Annotated in this window: 17 protein-coding genes; 13 read left to right on the top strand and 4 right to left on the bottom strand. The window is 63.1% G+C overall.

Features of this window, described 5'->3' with window-relative positions; genetic code table 11:
- Positions 1-71 precede the first annotated feature (71 nt).
- The 10 genes from exaC (at position 72) to SOP95_RS26600 (ending at position 11,490) form a co-directional block, all read left to right on the top strand.
- Positions 72-1,592: an acetaldehyde dehydrogenase ExaC gene (gene exaC, locus SOP95_RS26550; protein ID WP_274074723.1), complete on the top strand. Its 1,521-nt coding sequence runs from the start codon at positions 72-74 to the stop codon at positions 1,590-1,592.
- Positions 1,593-1,854: 262 nt separating this feature from the next.
- The gene (gene pqqA / locus SOP95_RS26555) at positions 1,855-1,926 is read left to right on the top strand and encodes a pyrroloquinoline quinone precursor peptide PqqA (protein ID WP_003253598.1); all 72 of its coding nucleotides are present in this window, start codon (positions 1,855-1,857) and stop codon (positions 1,924-1,926) included.
- 55 nt (positions 1,927-1,981) lie between these two features.
- Positions 1,982-2,896 carry a pyrroloquinoline quinone biosynthesis protein PqqB gene (gene pqqB, locus SOP95_RS26560; protein ID WP_323608853.1) on the top strand — a complete coding sequence of 305 codons (915 nt, stop codon included), beginning with the start codon at positions 1,982-1,984 and terminating at the stop codon, positions 2,894-2,896.
- A 114-nt stretch (positions 2,897-3,010) separates the two neighbouring features.
- Positions 3,011-3,763: a pyrroloquinoline-quinone synthase PqqC gene (gene pqqC / locus SOP95_RS26565; protein WP_323608855.1), complete on the top strand. Its 753-nt coding sequence runs from the start codon at positions 3,011-3,013 to the stop codon at positions 3,761-3,763.
- Positions 3,760-4,032 (top strand): pyrroloquinoline quinone biosynthesis peptide chaperone PqqD, encoded by a 273-nt coding sequence (gene pqqD, locus SOP95_RS26570; protein ID WP_274074726.1) that lies wholly within the window; start codon positions 3,760-3,762, stop codon positions 4,030-4,032. Before pqqC ends, pqqD begins: the two co-directional genes overlap by 4 nt.
- Entirely contained in the window at positions 4,010-5,152 is a 1,143-nt protein-coding gene (gene pqqE, locus SOP95_RS26575) for a pyrroloquinoline quinone biosynthesis protein PqqE (protein ID WP_274074727.1), read from the top strand. The genes pqqD and pqqE overlap by 23 nt, the downstream gene beginning before the upstream one ends.
- A 218-nt stretch (positions 5,153-5,370) precedes the next feature.
- Positions 5,371-6,534: an alcohol dehydrogenase-like regulatory protein ErcA gene (gene ercA, locus SOP95_RS26585; protein WP_274074728.1), complete on the top strand. Its 1,164-nt coding sequence runs from the start codon at positions 5,371-5,373 to the stop codon at positions 6,532-6,534.
- Positions 6,518-8,254 (top strand): PAS domain-containing hybrid sensor histidine kinase/response regulator, encoded by a 1,737-nt coding sequence (locus SOP95_RS26590; protein ID WP_274074729.1) that lies wholly within the window; start codon positions 6,518-6,520, stop codon positions 8,252-8,254. The genes ercA and SOP95_RS26590 overlap by 17 nt, the downstream gene beginning before the upstream one ends.
- Before the next feature lie 140 nt (positions 8,255-8,394).
- A complete protein-coding gene (locus SOP95_RS26595; RefSeq protein ID WP_274074730.1) occupies positions 8,395-10,434 on the top strand; it encodes an NADPH-dependent 2,4-dienoyl-CoA reductase in 2,040 nt (679 codons plus the stop codon).
- Positions 10,435-10,566: 132 nt separating this feature from the next.
- Positions 10,567-11,490 carry a 1-aminocyclopropane-1-carboxylate deaminase/D-cysteine desulfhydrase gene (locus tag SOP95_RS26600; RefSeq protein WP_442967773.1) on the top strand — a complete coding sequence of 308 codons (924 nt, stop codon included), beginning with the start codon at positions 10,567-10,569 and terminating at the stop codon, positions 11,488-11,490.
- 118 nt (positions 11,491-11,608) lie between these two features.
- Here the strand turns inward: SOP95_RS26600 and SOP95_RS26605 are convergent, their stop codons facing one another.
- The 3 genes from SOP95_RS26605 to SOP95_RS26615 all read right to left on the bottom strand — a co-directional run bounded on the left by SOP95_RS26605 (position 11,609) and on the right by SOP95_RS26615 (position 14,475).
- Positions 11,609-12,175: a cytochrome b gene (locus SOP95_RS26605; RefSeq protein WP_323608857.1), complete on the bottom strand. Its 567-nt coding sequence runs from the start codon at positions 12,173-12,175 to the stop codon at positions 11,609-11,611.
- A gap of 210 nt (positions 12,176-12,385) precedes the next feature.
- Positions 12,386-13,213: a phosphonoacetaldehyde hydrolase gene (phnX, locus tag SOP95_RS26610; RefSeq protein ID WP_274074732.1), complete on the bottom strand. Its 828-nt coding sequence runs from the start codon at positions 13,211-13,213 to the stop codon at positions 12,386-12,388.
- A 152-nt stretch (positions 13,214-13,365) separates the two neighbouring features.
- Positions 13,366-14,475, bottom strand: coding sequence for a 2-aminoethylphosphonate--pyruvate transaminase (locus SOP95_RS26615; RefSeq protein ID WP_323608859.1), 1,110 nt, complete (start codon positions 14,473-14,475; stop codon positions 13,366-13,368).
- Positions 14,476-14,584: 109 nt separating this feature from the next.
- Here SOP95_RS26615 and SOP95_RS26620 point away from each other — a divergent pair, with 109 nt between their 5' ends.
- Positions 14,585-15,448, top strand: a complete 864-nt coding sequence (locus SOP95_RS26620) for a LysR substrate-binding domain-containing protein (protein ID WP_274074734.1) — start codon at positions 14,585-14,587, stop codon at positions 15,446-15,448.
- A 119-nt stretch (positions 15,449-15,567) separates the two neighbouring features.
- Here the strand turns inward: SOP95_RS26620 and SOP95_RS26625 are convergent, their stop codons facing one another.
- Positions 15,568-16,440, bottom strand: coding sequence for a LysR family transcriptional regulator (locus tag SOP95_RS26625; protein ID WP_274074735.1), 873 nt, complete (start codon positions 16,438-16,440; stop codon positions 15,568-15,570).
- A 267-nt stretch (positions 16,441-16,707) separates the two neighbouring features.
- On the opposite strand from SOP95_RS26625, the gene SOP95_RS26630 reads away from it, so the two are divergent.
- Together SOP95_RS26630 and SOP95_RS26635 are read left to right on the top strand one after the other, a co-directional pair.
- Positions 16,708-18,033: an MFS transporter gene (locus tag SOP95_RS26630; protein ID WP_323608860.1), complete on the top strand. Its 1,326-nt coding sequence runs from the start codon at positions 16,708-16,710 to the stop codon at positions 18,031-18,033.
- A gap of 69 nt (positions 18,034-18,102) precedes the next feature.
- Positions 18,103-19,494 carry an FAD-dependent oxidoreductase gene (locus SOP95_RS26635; RefSeq protein WP_274074737.1) on the top strand — a complete coding sequence of 464 codons (1,392 nt, stop codon included), beginning with the start codon at positions 18,103-18,105 and terminating at the stop codon, positions 19,492-19,494.
- Positions 19,495-19,496 lie beyond the last annotated feature (2 nt).

Genomic DNA, 19,496 nt, shown 5'->3' on the forward strand with positions numbered 1-19,496 from the left:
CGTGCGGGGCTCACTAGTATCGGTGCATCGCCTGTCGGCACGACAGGCATCGACCCAGACAGAGGCCCACCATGATCTACGCCCAACCCGGAACACCTGGCGCCGTCGTGACGTTCAAGCCACGCTACGGCAACTTCATCGGTGGCGAATTCGTCGCGCCGGTCAATGGCGAGTACTTCACCAACACCTCGCCGGTCAACGGCGAAGTGATCGCCGAATTCCCGCGCTCAAGCGCCGCCGACATCGACAAGGCCCTGGACGCCGCCCATGCCGCCGCCGATGCCTGGGGCAAGACCTCGGCCCAGGACCGCTCCCTGGTGCTGTTGAAAATCGCCGACCGCATCGAGCAGAACCTGGAAATCCTCGCCGTCACCGAAACCTGGGACAACGGCAAGGCCGTGCGCGAAACCCTCAACGCCGACGTGCCCCTGGCCGCCGACCATTTCCGTTACTTCGCCGGCTGCATCCGCGCCCAGGAAGGCGGCGCCGCCGAGATCAACGAACTGACCACCGCCTATCACTTCCACGAACCCCTGGGCGTGGTGGGGCAGATCATTCCGTGGAACTTCCCGCTGCTGATGGCTGCCTGGAAACTCGCGCCAGCATTGGCTGCAGGCAACTGCATCGTGCTCAAGCCCGCAGAACAAACGCCGCTGTCGATCATGGTCTTCGCCGAACTGATCGCCGACCTGCTGCCGGCCGGCGTGCTGAACATCGTCCAGGGTTTCGGTCGCGAAGCCGGGGAGGCCCTCGCCACCAGCAAGCGCATCGCCAAGATCGCCTTCACCGGCTCGACCCCTGTGGGCGCGCACATCATGCATTGCGCCGCCGAGAACATCATTCCGAGCACCGTTGAGCTGGGCGGCAAGTCGCCGAACATCTTCTTCGAAGACATCATGAACGCGGAACCTGCGTTCATCGAAAAAGCCGCCGAAGGCCTGGTGCTGGCGTTCTTCAACCAGGGCGAAGTGTGCACCTGTCCGTCCCGGGCCCTGGTGCAGGAGTCGATCTACGAACCCTTCATGGCCGAAGTCATGAAGAAGATCGTCAAGATCAAGCGCGGCAACCCGCTGGACACCGAGACCATGGTTGGCGCCCAGGCTTCCGAACAGCAATACGACAAGATCCTCTCGTACCTGGCCATCGCCCAGGAGGAGGGCGCCGAACTGCTCACCGGCGGCGCGGCCGAGCGTCTGGAGGGCGACCTGTCCAGCGGCTATTACATCCAGCCGACGCTGCTCAAGGGCCACAACAAGATGCGCGTGTTCCAGGAGGAAATCTTCGGGCCGGTGGTGGGCGTCACCACGTTCAAGGACGAAGCCGAGGCACTGGCCATCGCCAACGACAGCGAGTTCGGCCTCGGTGCCGGCCTGTGGACCCGCGACATCAACCGCGCCTACCGCATGGGCCGGGCGATCAAGGCCGGGCGCGTGTGGACCAACTGCTACCACCTGTACCCGGCGCATGCGGCGTTCGGCGGGTACAAGAAGTCCGGCGTCGGCCGGGAGAACCACAAGATGATGCTCGACCATTACCAGCAGACCAAGAACCTGCTGGTGAGCTACGACATCAATCCGTTGGGGTTCTTCTGATCCCTTGAATTCACCGCGAAACAAAATGTGGGAGCGGGCTTGCTCGCGAAAGCGGAGTGTCAGTCAACCATCTTGTTGAATGTGACGCCGCCTTCGCGAGCAAGCCCGCTCCCACATGGGTATGTGGGGTATTGGAAATTTGTGTCACCCCCCCCCTACCAAATCACCCCCAAACCTCCTTCGAAAGTAGCATTCGACCCCCTGGCCCACCGTGCATTAATGGCTCTACCGGAATCGCCCGGCACAAGAAGAGGAATGACCCATGTGGACTAAACCCGCGTTTACCGATCTGCGCATTGGCTTCGAAGTGACGATGTATTTCGCCAACCGTTGATTGATCACCCGGCCAGCCGTGGCGTTGGCCGGGCCTGCCTTCTGGAGCATTGCCCATGCACATCCGCGTTCTCGGTTCCGCCGCCGGCGGTGGTTTCCCGCAGTGGAACTGCAACTGCCGCCAGTGCGCCGGTGTGCGCAATGGCAGTGTGCGGGCCCAGCGTCGCACGCAGTCGTCGATCGCCCTGAGCGACAACGGTGTGGACTGGGTGCTGTGCAATGCTTCACCGGACATCCGCGCACAACTCGACAGTTTTGCGCCGCTGCAGCCGGCGCGACGTTTGCGCGACAGCGCCATCGCCGGTGTGGTGCTGCTGGACAGCCAGATCGATCACTGCACCGGGCTGCTGAGCCTGCGCGAAGGCTGCCCGCATGACGTGTGGTGCACCGAGCGGGTTCATCAGGACCTCAGCAGCGGCTTCCCGTTGTTCACCATGCTCGGTCACTGGAACGGCGGCTTGCAGTGGCAACCGGTCGGACTGGACCGCGAGCCCTTCCAGATCGCGGCCTGCCCGCAGTTGCAGTTTCGCGCGATTCCATTGGTCAGTAACGCGCCGCCGTATTCACCCAATCGCGGCAACCCGCAACCGGGCGACACCATCGGTTTGTTCATCGAAGACCCGCTTAGCGGCGCCTCGCTGTTCTACGCGCCGGGCCTTGGACAGATCGACGATGAGGTGCTGGCCTGGATGCAGCGCGCCGATTGCCTGTTGCTCGACGGCACCCTGTGGCGCGACGACGAGATGCGTATTTGCGAAGTCGGGCAGAACCTGGGCAGCGAAATGGGCCACCTGGCGCAAAGTGGGCCCGGCGGTATGCTGGAAGTGCTGGAGGGTTTCCCCGGCCAGCGCAAGGTGCTGATCCACATCAACAACACCAATCCGATCCTCGATGAAGACTCGGCCGAGCGGGCCCTGCTGGAGCGGCGGGGGATTGAAGTGGCTTATGACGGCATGAGCATTGTGTTGTAGCTAATGGCCCCTTCGCGAGCAAGCCCGCTCCCACAATGAAACGCATTCCCCCTGTGGGAGCGGGCTTGCTCGCGAAGGCGTCAGTTCAGACACCGCCAAATCCGGAGACCGGCAATGACCGACACCCCCATGCCCCCCAGCGAATTCGAAGCCGCCCTGCGCGCCAAGGGCGCCTGCTACCACATCCATCACCCCTTCCACCAAGCCATGTACGCCGGCCGCGCCAGCCGCGCACAGATCCAGGGCTGGGTCGCCAATCGCTTCTACTACCAGCTCAACATCCCGCTCAAGGACGCGGCGATCCTGGCCAACTGCCCGGACCGCGAAGTGCGCCGGGAATGGCTGCAACGGATCATCGATCATGACGGTACGCCTGGCAGCGAGGGCGGTATCGAAGCCTGGCTGCGCCTGGGCGAGGCGGTGGGACTCGACCGCGAGCAGATCCTCTCCCAGGAACTGGTGCTCCCCGGCGTACGTTTTGCCGTGGATGCCTACGTCAATTTCGCCCGGCGTGCCTGCTGGCAGGAAGCGGCCAGCAGCTCGTTGACCGAGCTGTTCGCGCCGCAGATCCATCAGTCGCGACTCGATGCCTGGCCGACCCATTACCCGTGGATCGACCCCGCCGGCTACGACTACTTCCGCACGCGCCTGAGCCAGGCCCGACGGGATGTCGAACACGGCTTGCGCATCACCCTGGCCCACTACGTCACCCTCGAGGCCCAGCAACGCATGCTGCAGATCCTGCAATTCAAGCTCGACGTGCTGTGGAGCATGCTCGACGCCATGAGCATGGCCTATGAGCTGGAGCGCCCGCCGTATCACACGGTGACAACCGAGCGCGTCTGGCATCGGGGGATCGCGCTGTGAGCCTGGTCAAACGCGCGCATTCACCGACGCTGCGCCCGGGTTTTCGCTTGCAGTGGGAACCGCGCCAGGACTGCCACGTGTTGCTCTACCCCGAAGGCATGATCAAGCTCAACGCCAGTGCGGGGCAGATTCTCGAGCTGCTGGACGGCCAGCGCAGCGTCGCGGCGATCATCGACCGGCTGACCGCGAGTTTTCCTGAGGTGCCGGGCATCGACGAGGACGTGCTGGCTTTCCTGGAGGTGGCCCATGCGCAATTCTGGATCGAGTGACGCGCTGCCGGGGCCGCCGTTGTGGCTGCTGGCGGAGCTGACCTATCGCTGTCCGTTGCAGTGTCCGTATTGCTCCAATCCCCTGGATTTCGCCCGCCACGGCGAGGAACTGGACACCGAGGAATGGATTCGCGTGTTCCGTGAGGCGCGCGAAATGGGCGCCGCGCAATTGGGCTTTTCCGGTGGCGAACCGTTGGTGCGGCCCGACCTGGCCGAGTTGATCAAGGCCGCGCGGGACATGGGTTACTACACCAACCTGATCACCTCGGGCATCGGCCTGACCGAGCAGAAGGTGCGTGACTTCAAGGTCGCCGGGCTCGATCACATCCAGATCAGTTTCCAGGCCGCCGACGAAGCGGTGAACAACATGCTCGCCGGCTCGCGCAAGGCCTTTGCGCAGAAGCTGGCGATGGCCCGGGCGGTGAAAGCCCAGGGTTATCCGATGGTGCTGAACTTCGTCACCCATCGGCACAACATCGATGACATCGCCAGGATCATTGATCTGTGCCTGGAGCTGGAAGCGGATTTCGTCGAATTGGCCACCTGCCAGTTCTATGGCTGGGCCGAGCTCAACCGCGTCGGCCTGCTGCCGACCCGGGAGCAACTGCAACGGGCCGAGCGCATCACCAATGAATATCGCGAGCGTCTTGAGGCCCAGGGGCATCCCTGCAAGCTGATTTTCGTCACCCCCGATTACTACGAAGAACGTCCCAAGACCTGCATGAACGGCTGGGCCAACCTGTTTCTCGACATCACCCCGGACGGCACGGCGCTGCCTTGCCACAGCGCCCGGCAATTGCCGGTGCAGTTTCCCAACGTGCGCGAGCACAGCATCGAGCACATCTGGAACCAATCGTTGGGTTTCAACCGTTTTCGTGGCGATGACTGGATGAAGGAGCCGTGTCGTTCCTGCGATGAAAAACACAAGGACCTGGGGGGCTGCCGCTGCCAGGCGTTCATGCTCACCGGCGACGCGGCCAATGCCGACCCTGTGTGCAGCAAGTCGCCCCATCACGGGGTGATCCTCAAGGCCCGCGAAGAAGCAGAGGCGCCGGGGCAGGGCATGGAGCACCTGACGTTGCGCAACGCGAAGGCTTCGCAGCTGATCTACCGCGGATGACCCTGGCAACACCCCCCCCTGTAGGAGCGAGCTTGCTCGCGAAGAACCCGAGAGCGCCGCTGAGTGTCAGGCTCCCAGCGTTATCGTTGACGACCATCGCGAGCAAGCTCGCTCCTACAGGGGACCTGCAGTGAACCCAGCCATTGGTCTGATTGCATTCGCAGCCGGATGCTTTAGTGTGGACCTTACCTTCCAAAACAATAAAAACAGGCTTTCCAATGAGCCAGAGTCTCAGTCAGCTGCGTAAATTCGTTTCGCCTGAAATCATCTTCGGTGCCGGTTGCCGGCACAACGTCGGCAACTATGCCAAGACCTTTGGCGCGCGCAAGGTGCTGGTGGTCAGCGACCCGGGGGTGATTGCCGCCGGATGGGTGGCGGATGTCGAAGCCAGCCTGCAAGCCCTGGGCATCGAATACTGCCTGTACAGCGGCGTCTCGCCCAACCCGCGAGTGGAAGAGGTGATGCTCGGTGCCGAGCTGTATCGGGAAAACCACTGCGATGTGATCGTTGCCGTCGGCGGCGGCAGCCCGATGGATTGCGGTAAAGGCATCGGCATTGTCGTCGCCCATGGCCGCAGCATCCTCGAGTTCGAAGGCGTGGACACCATCCGCGTGCCCAGCCCGCCGCTGATCCTGATTCCGACCACCGCCGGCACCTCGGCCGACGTCTCGCAGTTCGTGATCATTTCCAATCAGCAGGAACGCATGAAGTTCTCCATCGTCAGCAAGGCGGTGGTGCCGGACGTGTCGCTGATCGACCCGGAAACCACCCTGAGCATGGACCCGTTCCTGTCGGCCTGTACCGGCATCGACGCGCTGGTGCATGCCATCGAAGCCTTCGTGTCGACCGGGCACGGGCCGCTGACCGATCCCCATGCGCTGGAAGCCATGCGCCTGATCAACGGCAACCTGGTGCAGATGATCGCCAACCCGACGGACATCGCCCTGCGCGAGAAAATCATGCTCGGCAGCATGCAGGCCGGGCTGGCGTTCTCCAACGCGATCCTTGGCGCGGTGCATGCCATGTCCCACAGCCTCGGCGGCTTTCTCGACCTGCCCCATGGCCTGTGCAACGCGGTGCTGGTGGAGCACGTCGTGGCGTTCAACTATGACTCGGCACCGGACCGCTTCAAGGTCATCGCCGAGACGTTCGGCATCGACTGCCGCGGCCTCAATCACCGGCAGATCTGCGGGCGCCTGGTCGAGCACCTGATCGCGCTCAAGCATGCCATCGGTTTCCACGAAACCCTCGGGCTGCATGGGGTCAGGACCTCGGACATTCCATTCCTGTCGCAACACGCCATGGATGACCCGTGCATCCTCACCAACCCGCGCGAATCCAGTCAGCGTGATGTCGAGGTCGTCTATGGCGAAGCCCTCTGACGAGCAACAACGGGCGCTGGCCGGATTACTCGGATTAGGCAGTCATTCGGCGCGCAAGAGCCATTACCCGGAACTGGCCGCGCGCCTCGACGAACTGGAAGCCGAGCGCAACCGCTACAAATGGTTGTTCGAAAACGCGGTCCACGGGATTTTCCAGGCCAGCCTGCACGACGGCATGCGCGCCGCCAACCCGGCCCTGGCGCGCATGCTTGGTTATCAGGACCCGCAGGAGGTGCTGTTCTCCCTGGCGGACCTGGCGAGCAACCTGTTTGTCGGCGGTGCCCAGGAGCTGGAAGACATCGGCGAAATCCTCACCCACCAGGGCAGCCTGCACGGCTATGAAACCCAGTTGCGGCGCAAGGACGGCAGCCATCTCGACGTGCTGATGAACCTGCTGCTCAAGCCCGACCAGGAAGGGCTGGTGGAAGGTTTCGTCGCCGACATCACCGAACGCAAGCTTGCCCAGGAACGCCTGCAGCAACTCAACGACCAACTGGAACAGCGCGTGACCGCGCGCACCGACGAACTGCTGGAAGCCAACCGCAACCTGCAACAACAGATCACCCAGCGTAAACAGATCGCCGAAGCCCTGCGCGATGCACGGGACGCCGCGCAGGCCGCCAACCGCAGCAAGGACAAATACCTCGCTGCGGCGAGTCATGACCTGTTGCAACCGCTCAACGCCGCGCGGTTGCTGATCTCGACCTTGCGTGAGCGCAAGCTGCCCGAGGTCGAGCAGGTGCTGGTTGAACGTACCCATCAGGCGCTGGAAGGCGCCGAGGACCTGCTCACCGACTTGCTGGACATCTCCCGCCTCGATCAAGCGGCGGTCAAGCCGGATGTCGCGCTGTACCGCCTCGACGAATTGCTCGGGCCGCTGGTCTCGGAGTTCCAGTCCGTGGCCCAGGCCGCCGGCTTGCGGTTGCGCGTGCACATGGGCGATTACGCCATTCGCACCGACTTGCGCCTGATGACCCGGATCCTGCGCAACTTCCTCAGTAACGCCTGTCGCTACACCGACGAAGGCAGCATCCTGCTGGGGGCCCGTTGCCGGGGCGACAAGCTGCGCCTGGAAGTGTGGGACACCGGACGCGGCATTCCCGCCGATCGCCTGGACTCCATCTTCCTCGAATTCAATCAGCTGGACGTGGGCCGCGCCGCCGACCGCAAGGGCGTGGGGCTGGGGCTGGCGATCGTCGAGCGCATCGCGAAAATCCTCGACTACCGCATCCAGGTGCACTCGCTTCCGGGCCGCGGATCGATGTTCAGCATCGAGGTACCGATATCCCGCGAGGTGCCTTTGCCCATCAGCCTCGCGGCACCGCAACCGGGCACGGGTAATCCGCTGCCGGGCCGGCGATTGCTGGTGCTGGACAATGAAGTGAGCATCCTCGAAAGCATGAGTGCGTTGCTCGGGCAGTGGGGCTGCGACGTGGTCACCGCCACCGATGAACACTCGGCGCTGGCGGCCCTGGCCGGTCAGGCGCCGGAACTGATCCTGGCCGATTATCACCTGGACCACGGCGTGGTGGGCTGTGATGTGGTCAGGCATTTGCGCGAGCATTACCGCCAGGCCATTCCTGCGGTGATCATCACAGCGGACCGTACGGACCAGTGCCGGCGCTCGTTGCAACGGCTCGAAGCGCCGCTGCTGAACAAACCGGTGAAACCCGGCAAGTTGCGCGCCGTGCTGAGCCAGTTGCTGGGAGCACCGGCTTGAGCGTCGCTGCACATTTCGATCATTAAGTTGTCAGTTTCGGTCATTGAGCCGCAGCTGCGCGGCTCTTAGTCTGTCGAACATGACTGACGGGGGCCGTAGAGCTTCCGCTTTTTCCGTGATCGCTCGCTGTGGAGTTACCGATGACCGCCGCCCATTACCCGCACCTGTTGGCCCCGCTGGACCTGGGATTCACCACGTTGCGCAACCGCACCCTGATGGGTTCGATGCACACCGGCCTTGAGGAAAAGCCCGGCGGTTTCGAGCGCATGGCGGCGTACTTCGCCGAGCGTGCCCGTGGCGGTGTCGGCCTGATGGTCACCGGCGGTATCGGCCCGAACGACGAGGGCGGCGTGTATTCCGGCGCGGCCAAGCTGACCACCGAAGAAGAAGCGCTCAAGCACCGCATCGTCACCCGCGCGGTGCACGAGGCGGGCGGCAAGATCTGCATGCAGATCCTCCACGCCGGTCGTTATGCCTACAGCCCGAAACAGGTTGCGCCGAGCGCGATCCAGGCGCCGATCAACCCGTTCAAGCCCAAGGAGCTGGACGAGGAAGGCATCGAGAAGCAGATCAGCGATTTCGTCACCTGCTCGACCCTGGCCCAGCAGGCCGAGTACGACGGCGTCGAGATCATGGGTTCCGAAGGTTATTTCATTAACCAGTTCCTCGCCGCCCACACCAACCACCGCACCGACCGCTGGGGCGGCAGCTACGAAAACCGCATGCGCCTGCCGGTGGAAATCGTGCGTCGCGTGCGTGAGGCGGTTGGCCCGAACTTCATCATCATTTTCCGTCTGTCGATGCTCGACCTGGTCGAGGGCGGCAGCACCTGGGACGAAATCGTGCTGTTGGCCAAGGCCATCGAGCAGGCTGGTGCGACGATCATCAACACCGGCATCGGCTGGCACGAAGCGCGAATCCCGACCATTGCCACCAAGGTGCCGCGCGCGGCCTTCAGCAAGGTCACGGCCAAACTGCGCGGCTCGGTGAACATTCCGCTGATCACCACCAACCGCATCAACACCCCGGAAGTCGCCGAGCAGATCCTTGCCGAGGGCGATGCCGACATGGTCTCCATGGCGCGGCCGTTCCTCGCCGACCCGGACTTCGTCAACAAGGCCGCCGAAGGCCGCGCCGATGAAATCAATACCTGCATCGGCTGCAACCAGGCGTGCCTGGACCACACCTTCGGCGGCAAGCTGACCAGTTGCCTGGTCAACCCGCGCGCCTGCCACGAAACCGAACTCAACTATGTGCCGGTGCAGCAGATCAAGAAAATCGCCGTGGTCGGTGCCGGGCCTGCGGGGTTGTCCGTCGCCACCGTGGCGGCCGAGCGTGGCCATGCGGTGACGCTGTTCGATTCGGCCAGCGAAATCGGCGGTCAGTTCAACGTGGCCAAGCGGGTACCGGGCAAGGAAGAGTTCTTCGAGACCCTGCGTTACTTCGGTCGCAAGCTGCAGACCACTAACGTCGAGGTGTGCCTGAACACCCGCGTCGATGTGGCGAAACTGGTCGAGGGCGGCTACGACGAGATCATCCTGGCGACCGGTATTGCGCCGCGCTTGCCGGCGATTCCGGGGGTGGAAAATGCCAAGGTGCTGAGCTACCTGGACGTGCTGCTCGAGCGCAAACCGGTGGGCAAGCGAGTCGCGGTGATCGGCGCTGGCGGTATCGGCTTCGACGTCTCGGAATTCCTGGTTCACCAGGGCCAGGCCACCAGCCTGAACCGCGATGAATTCTGGAAGGAGTGGGGCATCGACACTCACCTGGAAGCCCGCGGCGGTGTCGCCGGCATCAAGGCGGCGCCCCATGCACCGGCCCGCGAAGTGTTCCTGCTGCAGCGCAAGAAATCCAAGGTCGGCGACGGCCTGGGCAAGACCACCGGCTGGATTCACCGCACCGGTCTGAAGAACAAGCAGGTGCAGATGCTCAACAGCGTCGAGTACCTGAAGATCGACGACGAAGGCCTGCACATCCGCATCGGCGAAACCGGTGAGTCGCAGGTGCTGCCGGTGGACAACATTGTGATCTGCGCCGGGCAGGACCCGCTGCGCGAGTTGCAGGAAGGCCTGGTGGCGGCGGGGCAGAACGTGCATCTGATCGGCGGCGCGGATGTCGCGGCGGAACTGGATGCCAAGCGGGCGATCAACCAGGGTTCGCGACTGGCTGCTGAACTGTAGGAGCTGCCGAAGGCTGCGATCTTTTGATCTTGCTTGTAAAAATCAAAAGATCGCAGCCTCGTTTCACTCGACAGCTCCTACAGGGTTTTTTATCGGCTGGTAGAATGGGGTTTTTCAGGTCGCCCAGCGCTGATGCTTGTTCCTTCCGACTGGCTACCCCAAGCCCCACTCGATCGCCTCCACCTTGATTGGCTCACCGCAGCCAACATCGAACTCGCCATCCTGCGCCTGGACCAGATCGACCCGCTGATCAGCGGCAACAAATGGTTCAAGCTCACCGAACACCTCAAAGCCGCTGACCAGGCAGGCGCCAAGGGCATCATCAGCCTCGGCGGCGCCCATTCCAATCACCTGCATGCCCTGGCCGCTGCCGGCAAACGCTTCGGTTTTACCACGGTCGGCCTGTTGCGCGGGCACCCTCAGCAAACACCGACGGTGAACGATTTGCAGGCGTTCGGCATGCACCTGCACTGGCTCGGTTTTGCCGGCTATCGGGCGCGGCATGAGGCGGGTTTCTGGGAGCCATGGCAGGCGCAGTATCCCGACTTACTGGCGGTGCCTGAAGGCGGCGGCGGGTTGCCGGGTGCACAGGGCTGCCTGCCGCTCAAGGCATTGGCCTGCCGGCAACTGAATGACCTGGGCTGGAACGACTACGACGGCTGGTGGCTGGCCTGCGGCACCGGCACGACCCTGGCCGGCCTGGTGATGGCCGAAGCGGGCGAGCACCCGGTCTACGGCGCGCTGGCGGTGCCCGACGATCATGGGGTGGCACAGCAGGTCGAGCGCATCCTGGCGCAGGCGGGGGTGAATCATCCGTCTTATGAACTGTTCGACGCCAGCCGCGGTGGTTTTGCCAAGGTCGATTCGCTATTGCTTGAATTCATCGAGCAGACCGAACAGGCCAGCGGCATTCCACTGGAACCGCTGTACACCGGCAAGGCATTGCTGGCGCTAAAGCAGCAGGTCGAGGCAGGGAAGTTTGCCCCGGGCACGCGGCTGATCTTTATCCACACCGGTGGTTTGCAAGGCCGCCGGGGTTTCAGCTCCAAAACCTGAAAAGCACCGCAATCCATTGTGGGAGCGGGCTTGCTCGCGAAGACGGTGCATCAGTCGCATCATTGATTGACTGACACACTGCCTTCGCGAGCAAGCCCGCTCCCACATTTGATATGCGTCAGCTTCCGGTATTGCTGTTGACCCGCTTGGGCATCATTCGCAGCAGGGTGTTGTCGCCCACCACATAGTGGTGATACAGCCCGGCGACGGCGTGCAGGCCGATCAGCCAGTAACCGAGGGTGCCACCGAGTTCGTGCCAGCCCTGGATCTGCTTGGCCAGGTCCTTGTTTTGCGCGACCAGCATGGGCAGGTCGAAGCCGTAGAACATCACCTGGTTACCTTTGGCGCTGGTGACCAGCCAGCCCAGGATCGGCATGGCGATCATGAAGAGGTACAGCGCCCAGTGCATCAACCTGGCCAGCAGCGTTTGCCACTTGGGTGACGCCGGAAAGATCTGCGGTGCCGGGCCAAGGTTGCGGGCGAACAGGCGTAGCCAGACCAGCACGAAGACGGTCAGGCCGAGCATGAAGTGCGATTCGACGATCAGTGTTCGACCACCGCTGCCCTTGGGAAACAGGCCGCGCAGTTCGATACAGGCGTAAACCAGCGCCAGCAGGACCAGCATCAACCAATGCAGTGCGATCGAGACGGTGCTGTAGCGCGAGTCGGAGTTTTTCCACGGCATACGGTGTTCCTCACAGGTCCGGTTTGCAGCCACCCGTTCTTGATCGACGGTGTGCTTTAACTGTAATCCTGTTTCACCGGGTTTGCTTGAAGGCTCTCTGACGCTGAATGCCCTGTAGGAGCTGCCGCAGGCTGCGATCTTTTGATCTTGAAAACAAGATCAAAAGATCGCAGCCTGCGGCAGCTCCTACAGGGGGCGATACGCGTTTGGTCAGTTGGTTTGCGGCATCTCGCCCTTGGCCAGGCGCTTGTTGATATCGGCAATCACTTCAGGCAAATCGCTGATGGTGTCGATCATGTAGTGCGGGCGCGAGCCTTCGAACAGGGCGTGGATGCGCTTGCGCTCGCTGGCCAGTTCATCGCTGCCCAGGGCACGGTAGCCTTCATAGTCCAGGCCCAGCGCGTTGCCCGAGCAGATCAGCGCGACGGTCCACATGCCGGCACGACGACCTTCGAGGATGCCCGGCACGGTGTCGTCGATCTTCACGCACGCGGCGACGTCGTCGATGCCCAGCGCGATCACGTTAGCCAATGCCTGGGCGGGCCATGGGCGGCCGTTCGGCACTTCGTCGGTGGCGACCACGTGGTCGGCCACGTAACCGTTGGTGGCGGCCAGTTCGACGACCTTGTCCATGACCTGTTTCGGATAACCGGAGCAGGAACCGATCTTGATCCCCTGTTCACGCAAGCCGGCAATGGTGTCCAGGGCGCCGGGAATCAGCGCCGAGTGTTCGGCGATTTTCTCGATCTGCAGGGGCATGAAACGCTGGTAGATGGCGGTGACGTCATCGTCGGTCGGCGTACGGCCGAACACATTGCGATAGCGCTCGGCGACTTGCGGCTGGTCGCACAGGGTGCGGATGTGGTCCCACTTGCCCATGCCCATCGGGCCACGGGCCTCTTCGATGGAGACCTGGACGTCGAACTCGGCGAAGGCCTCGACGAAAATCTGCGTCGGCGCGAACGAGCCGAAGTCGACCACGGTGCCGGCCCAGTCGAGGATGGCGGCTTGCAGCTTGGTTGGGTTGGTGTAGTTCATGGTGATCAGATCCTGTGGCAACTGGCTAATTGGGGCTGCTTTTACTGTGGGAGCCAGCCTGCTGGCGATGAGGCCCTGACATTCAGCACATGTGTTGGCTGACAGTCCGCTATCGCGAGCAGGCTCACTCCCACAGGGGAATGAGGTGCGGTTTAGATTTCGAGCACTTCCATCTCGCGAAGTACTTCGCCGATAGCAGCGACGGCTTCGCGCATTTCTGAAGGTTGCACATGACCAATGCAGCCCACACGGAACGTCTCGACCTGAGTCAGTTTGCCCGGGTAGAGGATGTAACCCTTGGCCTTGACTCGTTCGTAGAATTCCTTGAACTGATAACGCGGATCTTTCGGCGCATGGAAGGTGGCGATGATCGGCGCCTGGATGGCGGCCGGCAGGAAGCTGCGCAGGCCCAGCCCGGCCATCTCTTTCATCAGGGCCTGGCAGTTGGCGGCGTAGCGCTGGTGCCGGGCGGGCAGGCCGCCTTCTTCGTTGTATTGCAGCAGGGCTTCGTGCAGCGCGGCAACCACGTGGGTCGGCGGGGTGAAGCGCCATTGCCCGGTCTTGGCCATGTAGGTGTGCTGGTCGTACAAGTCCATCGCCAGGGAGTGCGAGTTGCCGGCGGCGTTGGCCAGGGATTCTTTGCGAGCGAACACGAAACCCATGCCCGGCACGCCTTCCAGGCATTTGCCGGAAGCGGCGATCAGCGCATCGAACGGCACCTGTTGAGCGTCTACCGGCAGCGCGCCGAAGGAGCTCATGGCATCGATGATCAGGCGCTTGCCGTGCTGCTCGACCACCTGGGCGATTTCCGGCAGCGGGTTGAGGATGCCGGTGCTGGTTTCGCAGTGAATCAGGGCAACGTGGGTGATGCCGGTATCGGCGCGCAGGAGGCGGTCGACGTCGGCGGCGGTGGTCGGTTCGTCTTCGGCGGTTTCGAAGGTGCTGAACGAGCGCCCGAGTACTTCGCAGATCTTCGCCAGGCGTTTGCCGTAGGCGCCATTGATCAGCACCAGGATCTTGCCGTCACGGGGCACCAGGGTGCCGATCGCCGCTTCGACGGCGAAGGTGCCGCTGCCTTGCAGTGGCACGCAGTGGTGGCTGGCGGCGCCGTTGATGATCGCCAGCAGTTGTTCGCAGAGGCTGGCGGTCAGCTGGTTGAAGCGGTCATCCCATGAACCCCAGTCAACCATCATCGCCTGACGGGTGCGGGGCGACGTGGTCAACGGGCCGGGGGTGAGCAGGATGGGTGCGGCAGTACTCATTCTCGTGTCCTCGCAATCGATGGGATGAAGCTACGGGGCTTAAATTGCAATTTGCCGAGTTATCAATCAAATTGTTTGTTGTTATGCCAGCCATCAGTGAGAGTTATTCATGAACCTGTTTCAGCTCCGCGCGTTCGATGCCGTGGCCCGGGAGGGCAGCTTTACCCGCGCCGCCGCGCGGCTGTTCATCAGCCAGCCGGCGGTCACCGGGCACATCAAGGCGCTTGAGGAGCACTACCAGATCACCCTGCTGCGCCGCACCGCACGACGGGTGGAGTTGACGGAGGAGGGCACCAAGCTGGCGGCGATCACCCGGGCGATGTTCGGCCTGGCCGAGGAGGCGCAAGCGATGCTGGAGGCCAACCGGCAGTTGCTCACCGGGCGCCTGGAAGTGGCGGCGGACGGCCCGCACATGGTCATGCCGATGCTCGCGAGCCTGCGCGCGCGTTATCCGGGGATCACCGTCAACCTGCGCCTGGGCAATGCCCAGGAAACCCTGGCGGCGCTGTTGTCCGAGCATGCCGACGTGGCGGTATTGACCGAAGTCGAGCCGCGCAAGGGCCTGCATTTGCAAGCCCTGAGCGAATCGCGGATCTGCGCCCTGGTGCCCGAAGGTCATCCCTGGGCGCGGCGCACTCAAGGCGTGCCGCTCAAGGAACTGGACCAGGTGATCATGGTGCTGCGTGAGCCGAGTTCGATCACCCGACGCACCTTCGATGAAGCCTGCCTCCAGGCACAGGTCAATCCGCGGGTGTTGCTGGAGCTGGACAGCCGGGAAGCGGTGACCGAGGCGGTCGCTGCCGAATTGGGGGTGGGGGTGGTGTCGTCGGTGGAAGTCAGCCATGACCCGCGGGTGGCGGCGGTGCCGATCATTGGCGAGGGGTTGGTCAATCGGCACATGATGGGGTGCATGGAGCGGCGGCGGGATTTGCGCTTGATTCAGGCGTTTTTCGGCTTGGCGCCTGCCAGTTAGACCGCGTTGCCTGCATCGCCAGCAGGCTGGCTCCCACAGAGTATTGCGTCGTACACAAGATGGGTGAATAGCATAAATCCCTGTGGGAGCCAGCCTGCTGGCGATAGGGCCAGACCTGCCTACACAAGACTCTCGCGAACCATCTGCAAAAACGTCGCCACCACCCGCCGCGAACTCTGCTCGCGCAAGCACACCAGCGTCTCGGTCAATCGCCGTTTGCAATCGATAATCGGCAACGCGCACACCCGCGAATCCGCACCGAACTCCGCCGCCGACACCACGCCCACACCAATCCCCACCACCACCGCCTCCCGCGCAGCTTCCCGACCTTCGACCTGAATCGCAGGGCGAATGCGAAACCCCGCGCCGGCCATTTCTTCTTCCAGGGTCTGGCGGGTCACCGAACCGATTTCCCGCAGCACCAGCGGCGTATCGTCGAGGTCGGCGAGGGTGATGGACTCGCGATCCGCCCACGGATGATTGCGCGACACGAACGCCACCATCGGGTCATTGCGCAGCGGCAGCGAGATCAATCGCTCGTCACTCACCTCGCGGCCGAGCAATGCCAGGTCGGCCTGATAGTTGAACAGGCGGAACAGCGATTCATCGGTGTTGCCGGTTTCGATCTTCACGCTGATACCGGGGTAGCGCTCGCAGAACCGGGCGATCTGTGGCAGCACATGCACCGGCGCATCCACCGCCAGGATCAGGCTGCCGGTCTGCAACGCCTGGGAATCCTGCAACAGCTCCTGGGCCTCGGCTTCGATCACGAACAATTTCTGGGTGACGCTCAGCAAACGCTCGCCCAGGTCGGTGAGGCGTACCGAGCGTTTGTTGCGGTGGAACAGCAACACGCCGTAGCGTTCTTCGAGTTTGCGCACCTGGTCGGAAATCGCCGGCTGGGTGAGAAACAAACGCTCGGCGGCTTTAGTGAAGCTTCCATGCACGGCCACGGCATGGAAGGCTTTGAGCTGGGCGTGGGAAACCGACATGGGAATCTCCAGTAACAAGCTGAGCTTATTTTGGAAATACGATAAATCGATTTCACTTATTAATCAGTAATTGTTTTGATCGACCTCAGCCCCGGTGACTGCTCAGTCGAACAGCGCGGGTGCCATGAGCCTGTGCGTGCAACAACAGGACTCATCTGACCGGAATCGCCCACAGGGACAAGGTGATTTCGCAGTGCTCAACAATAAAAACACAGGCGTTTTCTTCCAATTCTGCCGGCACACTCACACCCTGAGGTCAGAACCACAATGAACAAGCACATCGGCACCATCAAGCGTTGGCGCGTGCAGATCTTCGCGATCACCTGGCTCGCCTACGCCGCTTTCTACTTCACCCGCAAAGCGTTTTCCGTTGCCAAGCTCGGCATCGGCGAAGACCCGACGTTCATGCTCGACAAGATGGCCATGGCCAACCTCGACGCGATTTACCTGACCGCCTACGCCATCGGCCAATTCACCTGGGGCATCCTGGCCGACCGCTTCGGGCCGCGGGTGGTGGTCCTTGGCGGTTTGCTGATATCGGCAGCGGCCGCGCTGGTGATGGGCAGTTTCGCCACCTTGCCGATCTTCGCCACCTGCATGCTGATTCAAGGCCTGGCCCAGTCCACCGGTTGGTCGGGGCTGTGCAAGAACCTCGGCAGTTTCTTTCCTTCCGAGCAGCGCGGGCGGGTGCTGGGTCTATGGAGTTCCTGCTACGCCTTTGGCGGACTGGTGGCATCGCCATTCGCCGGATGGTGGGCCTACACGCTGATCGGCTCCTGGCACGCAGCGTTCATTTCCAGTGCGGCGGTGGTTGGGCTGGTCGCCGTGCTGTTTTTTATTTTCCAACGCAACAAACCTGAAGATGTGGGCTTGCCGGCCGTGGAGCCGGAGCCCGAACTGAGCGCTGAAGAGGCTTATGCCCAAAGCAAGATCAGCGTGCTGGAGCCGCTGAAGGAAATCCTGCGCAACCGCACCGTGCTGATCCTTGGCCTGGCGTACTTCATGTTGAAACCGGCGCGCTACGCGATTCTGCTCTGGGGCCCGGTGATCGTGTTCGAACAGATGCCCTCGGTGGGCAAGGTCGGCGCGGCGATCATTCCGACCGCGTTCGAACTGGCCGGGTTGCTCGGGCCGATCATGATTGGCCTGGCCTCGGACAAGCTGTTTGGCGCCCGGCGCATGCCGGCCTGCGTCATCAGCCTGTTGGCGCTGACCGTCTCGCTCGCCTTCTTCATGGGCGCCCTGCAAACCGGCAGCGTGATGCTGGTGGTGGCGCTGTTGTTCGTCATGGGCCTGACGCTCTACGGACCTGACTCGATGATCAGCGGCGCGGCCGCCATCGATTTCGGCACCGCCAAGGCTGGCGCCACGGCCGCCGGGTTCGTCAATGGATGCGGCTCGGTGGGGGCGATTCTCGGCGGATTGCTGCCAGGCTACTTCGATACCGTCACCGTGTTCATTGTCTTCGCTGGCTGCGCGCTGTTCTCGGCGCTGGTGCTGGTCCCACACTGGAACAGCCGCCCCGGGGGCCTGGGGACTCACTTTGCCTACGTGCCCAACCGGGCGATGACCATCAAACCCCTGCGTACCTGAATCCTCTCCCGCGTCGCCTGCTGCGCTTGCGGCAGGCTGGCGTGTGGACAATTGACTGGAGATTGACCCATGAGACCCTTTTGGCTGGACCAGGCCTTGAAGGCGGATGCATCGGAAACCTGTCCGCCACTGCAAGGCGACAGCCGCGCGGACGTGTGCATCGTCGGCGGCGGTTATACCGGCTTGTGGACCGCGATCATGCTCAAGGAACAGGACCCGGAACTGGACATCGTGCTGATCGAAGCGGACATCTGCGGCGCCGGTGCCAGTGGGCGCAACGGTGGATGTGCGCTGTCGTGGTCGGCAAAGTACTTCACCCTCGAGCGACTGTTCGGCGTTGACGAGGCGGTGCGGCTGGTCAAGGAGTCCGAACGCAGCATCCATGCCATCGGCGCCTTCTGCGAGCAGTATGGAGTGGATGCCGATTATCGTCTTGACGGCACCCTCTATACCGCCACCAATCGCGCGCAATGCGGCTCGACCGACGCGGTGATTGCGGCGCTGGAACGCCACGGCATCAACTCGTTCACCCAGCGCCCCGTGGCCGATGTGCAGCGCATGGCCGGTTCGGCCAAGCACCTGGAAGGCTGGTTTTCCCCGGCGGCCGCCAGTGTGCAGCCGGGCAAGCTGGTGCGTGGCTTGCGCCGGGTCGCCTTGCAACTGGGCGTGAGGATTCACGAAAACACCGCCATGACCGGGTTGGAGGAGGGCAAGCCGGCAGGGATCCAGACCCCGCACGGGACCATTCGCGCCGACCGGGTGGTGCTGGCGATGAACGCCTGGATGGCCCGGGCCTTCCCGCAGTTCGAACGCAGCGTGGCGATCGTTTCCAGTGACATGCTGATCACCGAGCCGCGGCCCGACCTGCTCAGCGAAATCGGTTTGACCAGCGGCGTCACGGTGCTCGATTCGCGGATTTTCGTGCACTACTACCACAACACCCCGGACGGCCGGATCATGCTCGGCAAGGGCGGCAACACCTTCGCCTATGGTGGGCGCATGCTGCCGGTGTTCGATCAACCGTCGCCCTATGCCGGCCTGTTGCGGCACAGCCTGGCGGATTTTTTCCCGGCCTTTGCCGAGGTCAAGGTCGAAGCGACCTGGAACGGTCCCTCGGACCGCTCGGTGACCGGGCTGCCGTTCTTCGGGCAGATGAGCGCCAGTGGCAACGTGTTCTACGGCTTTGGTTATTCGGGCAGCGGGGTCGGGCCCTGCCACATGGGCGGGCAGATCCTCGCTTCGATGGTCCAGGGCCTGGACAACCCCTGGACCCGCTCGCCGCTGGTAAGCGGACCGCTGGGCTTTTTCCCGCCGGAACCGATTCGTTATCTCGGCTCGTTGATGGTGCGCAACGCCATCCGCCGCAAGGAGCGCGCCGAGGACCACGGGCGTCGGCCACGGCACCTGGACGTGCGCCTGGCGAAATTCGCCGCCGCGGCCGGCAAGGCGGACAAGGGCTGAGG

The organism is Pseudomonas sp. YuFO8 (assembly GCF_035065025.1).
Taxonomy (GTDB): domain Bacteria; phylum Pseudomonadota; class Gammaproteobacteria; order Pseudomonadales; family Pseudomonadaceae; genus Aquipseudomonas; species Aquipseudomonas putida_AE.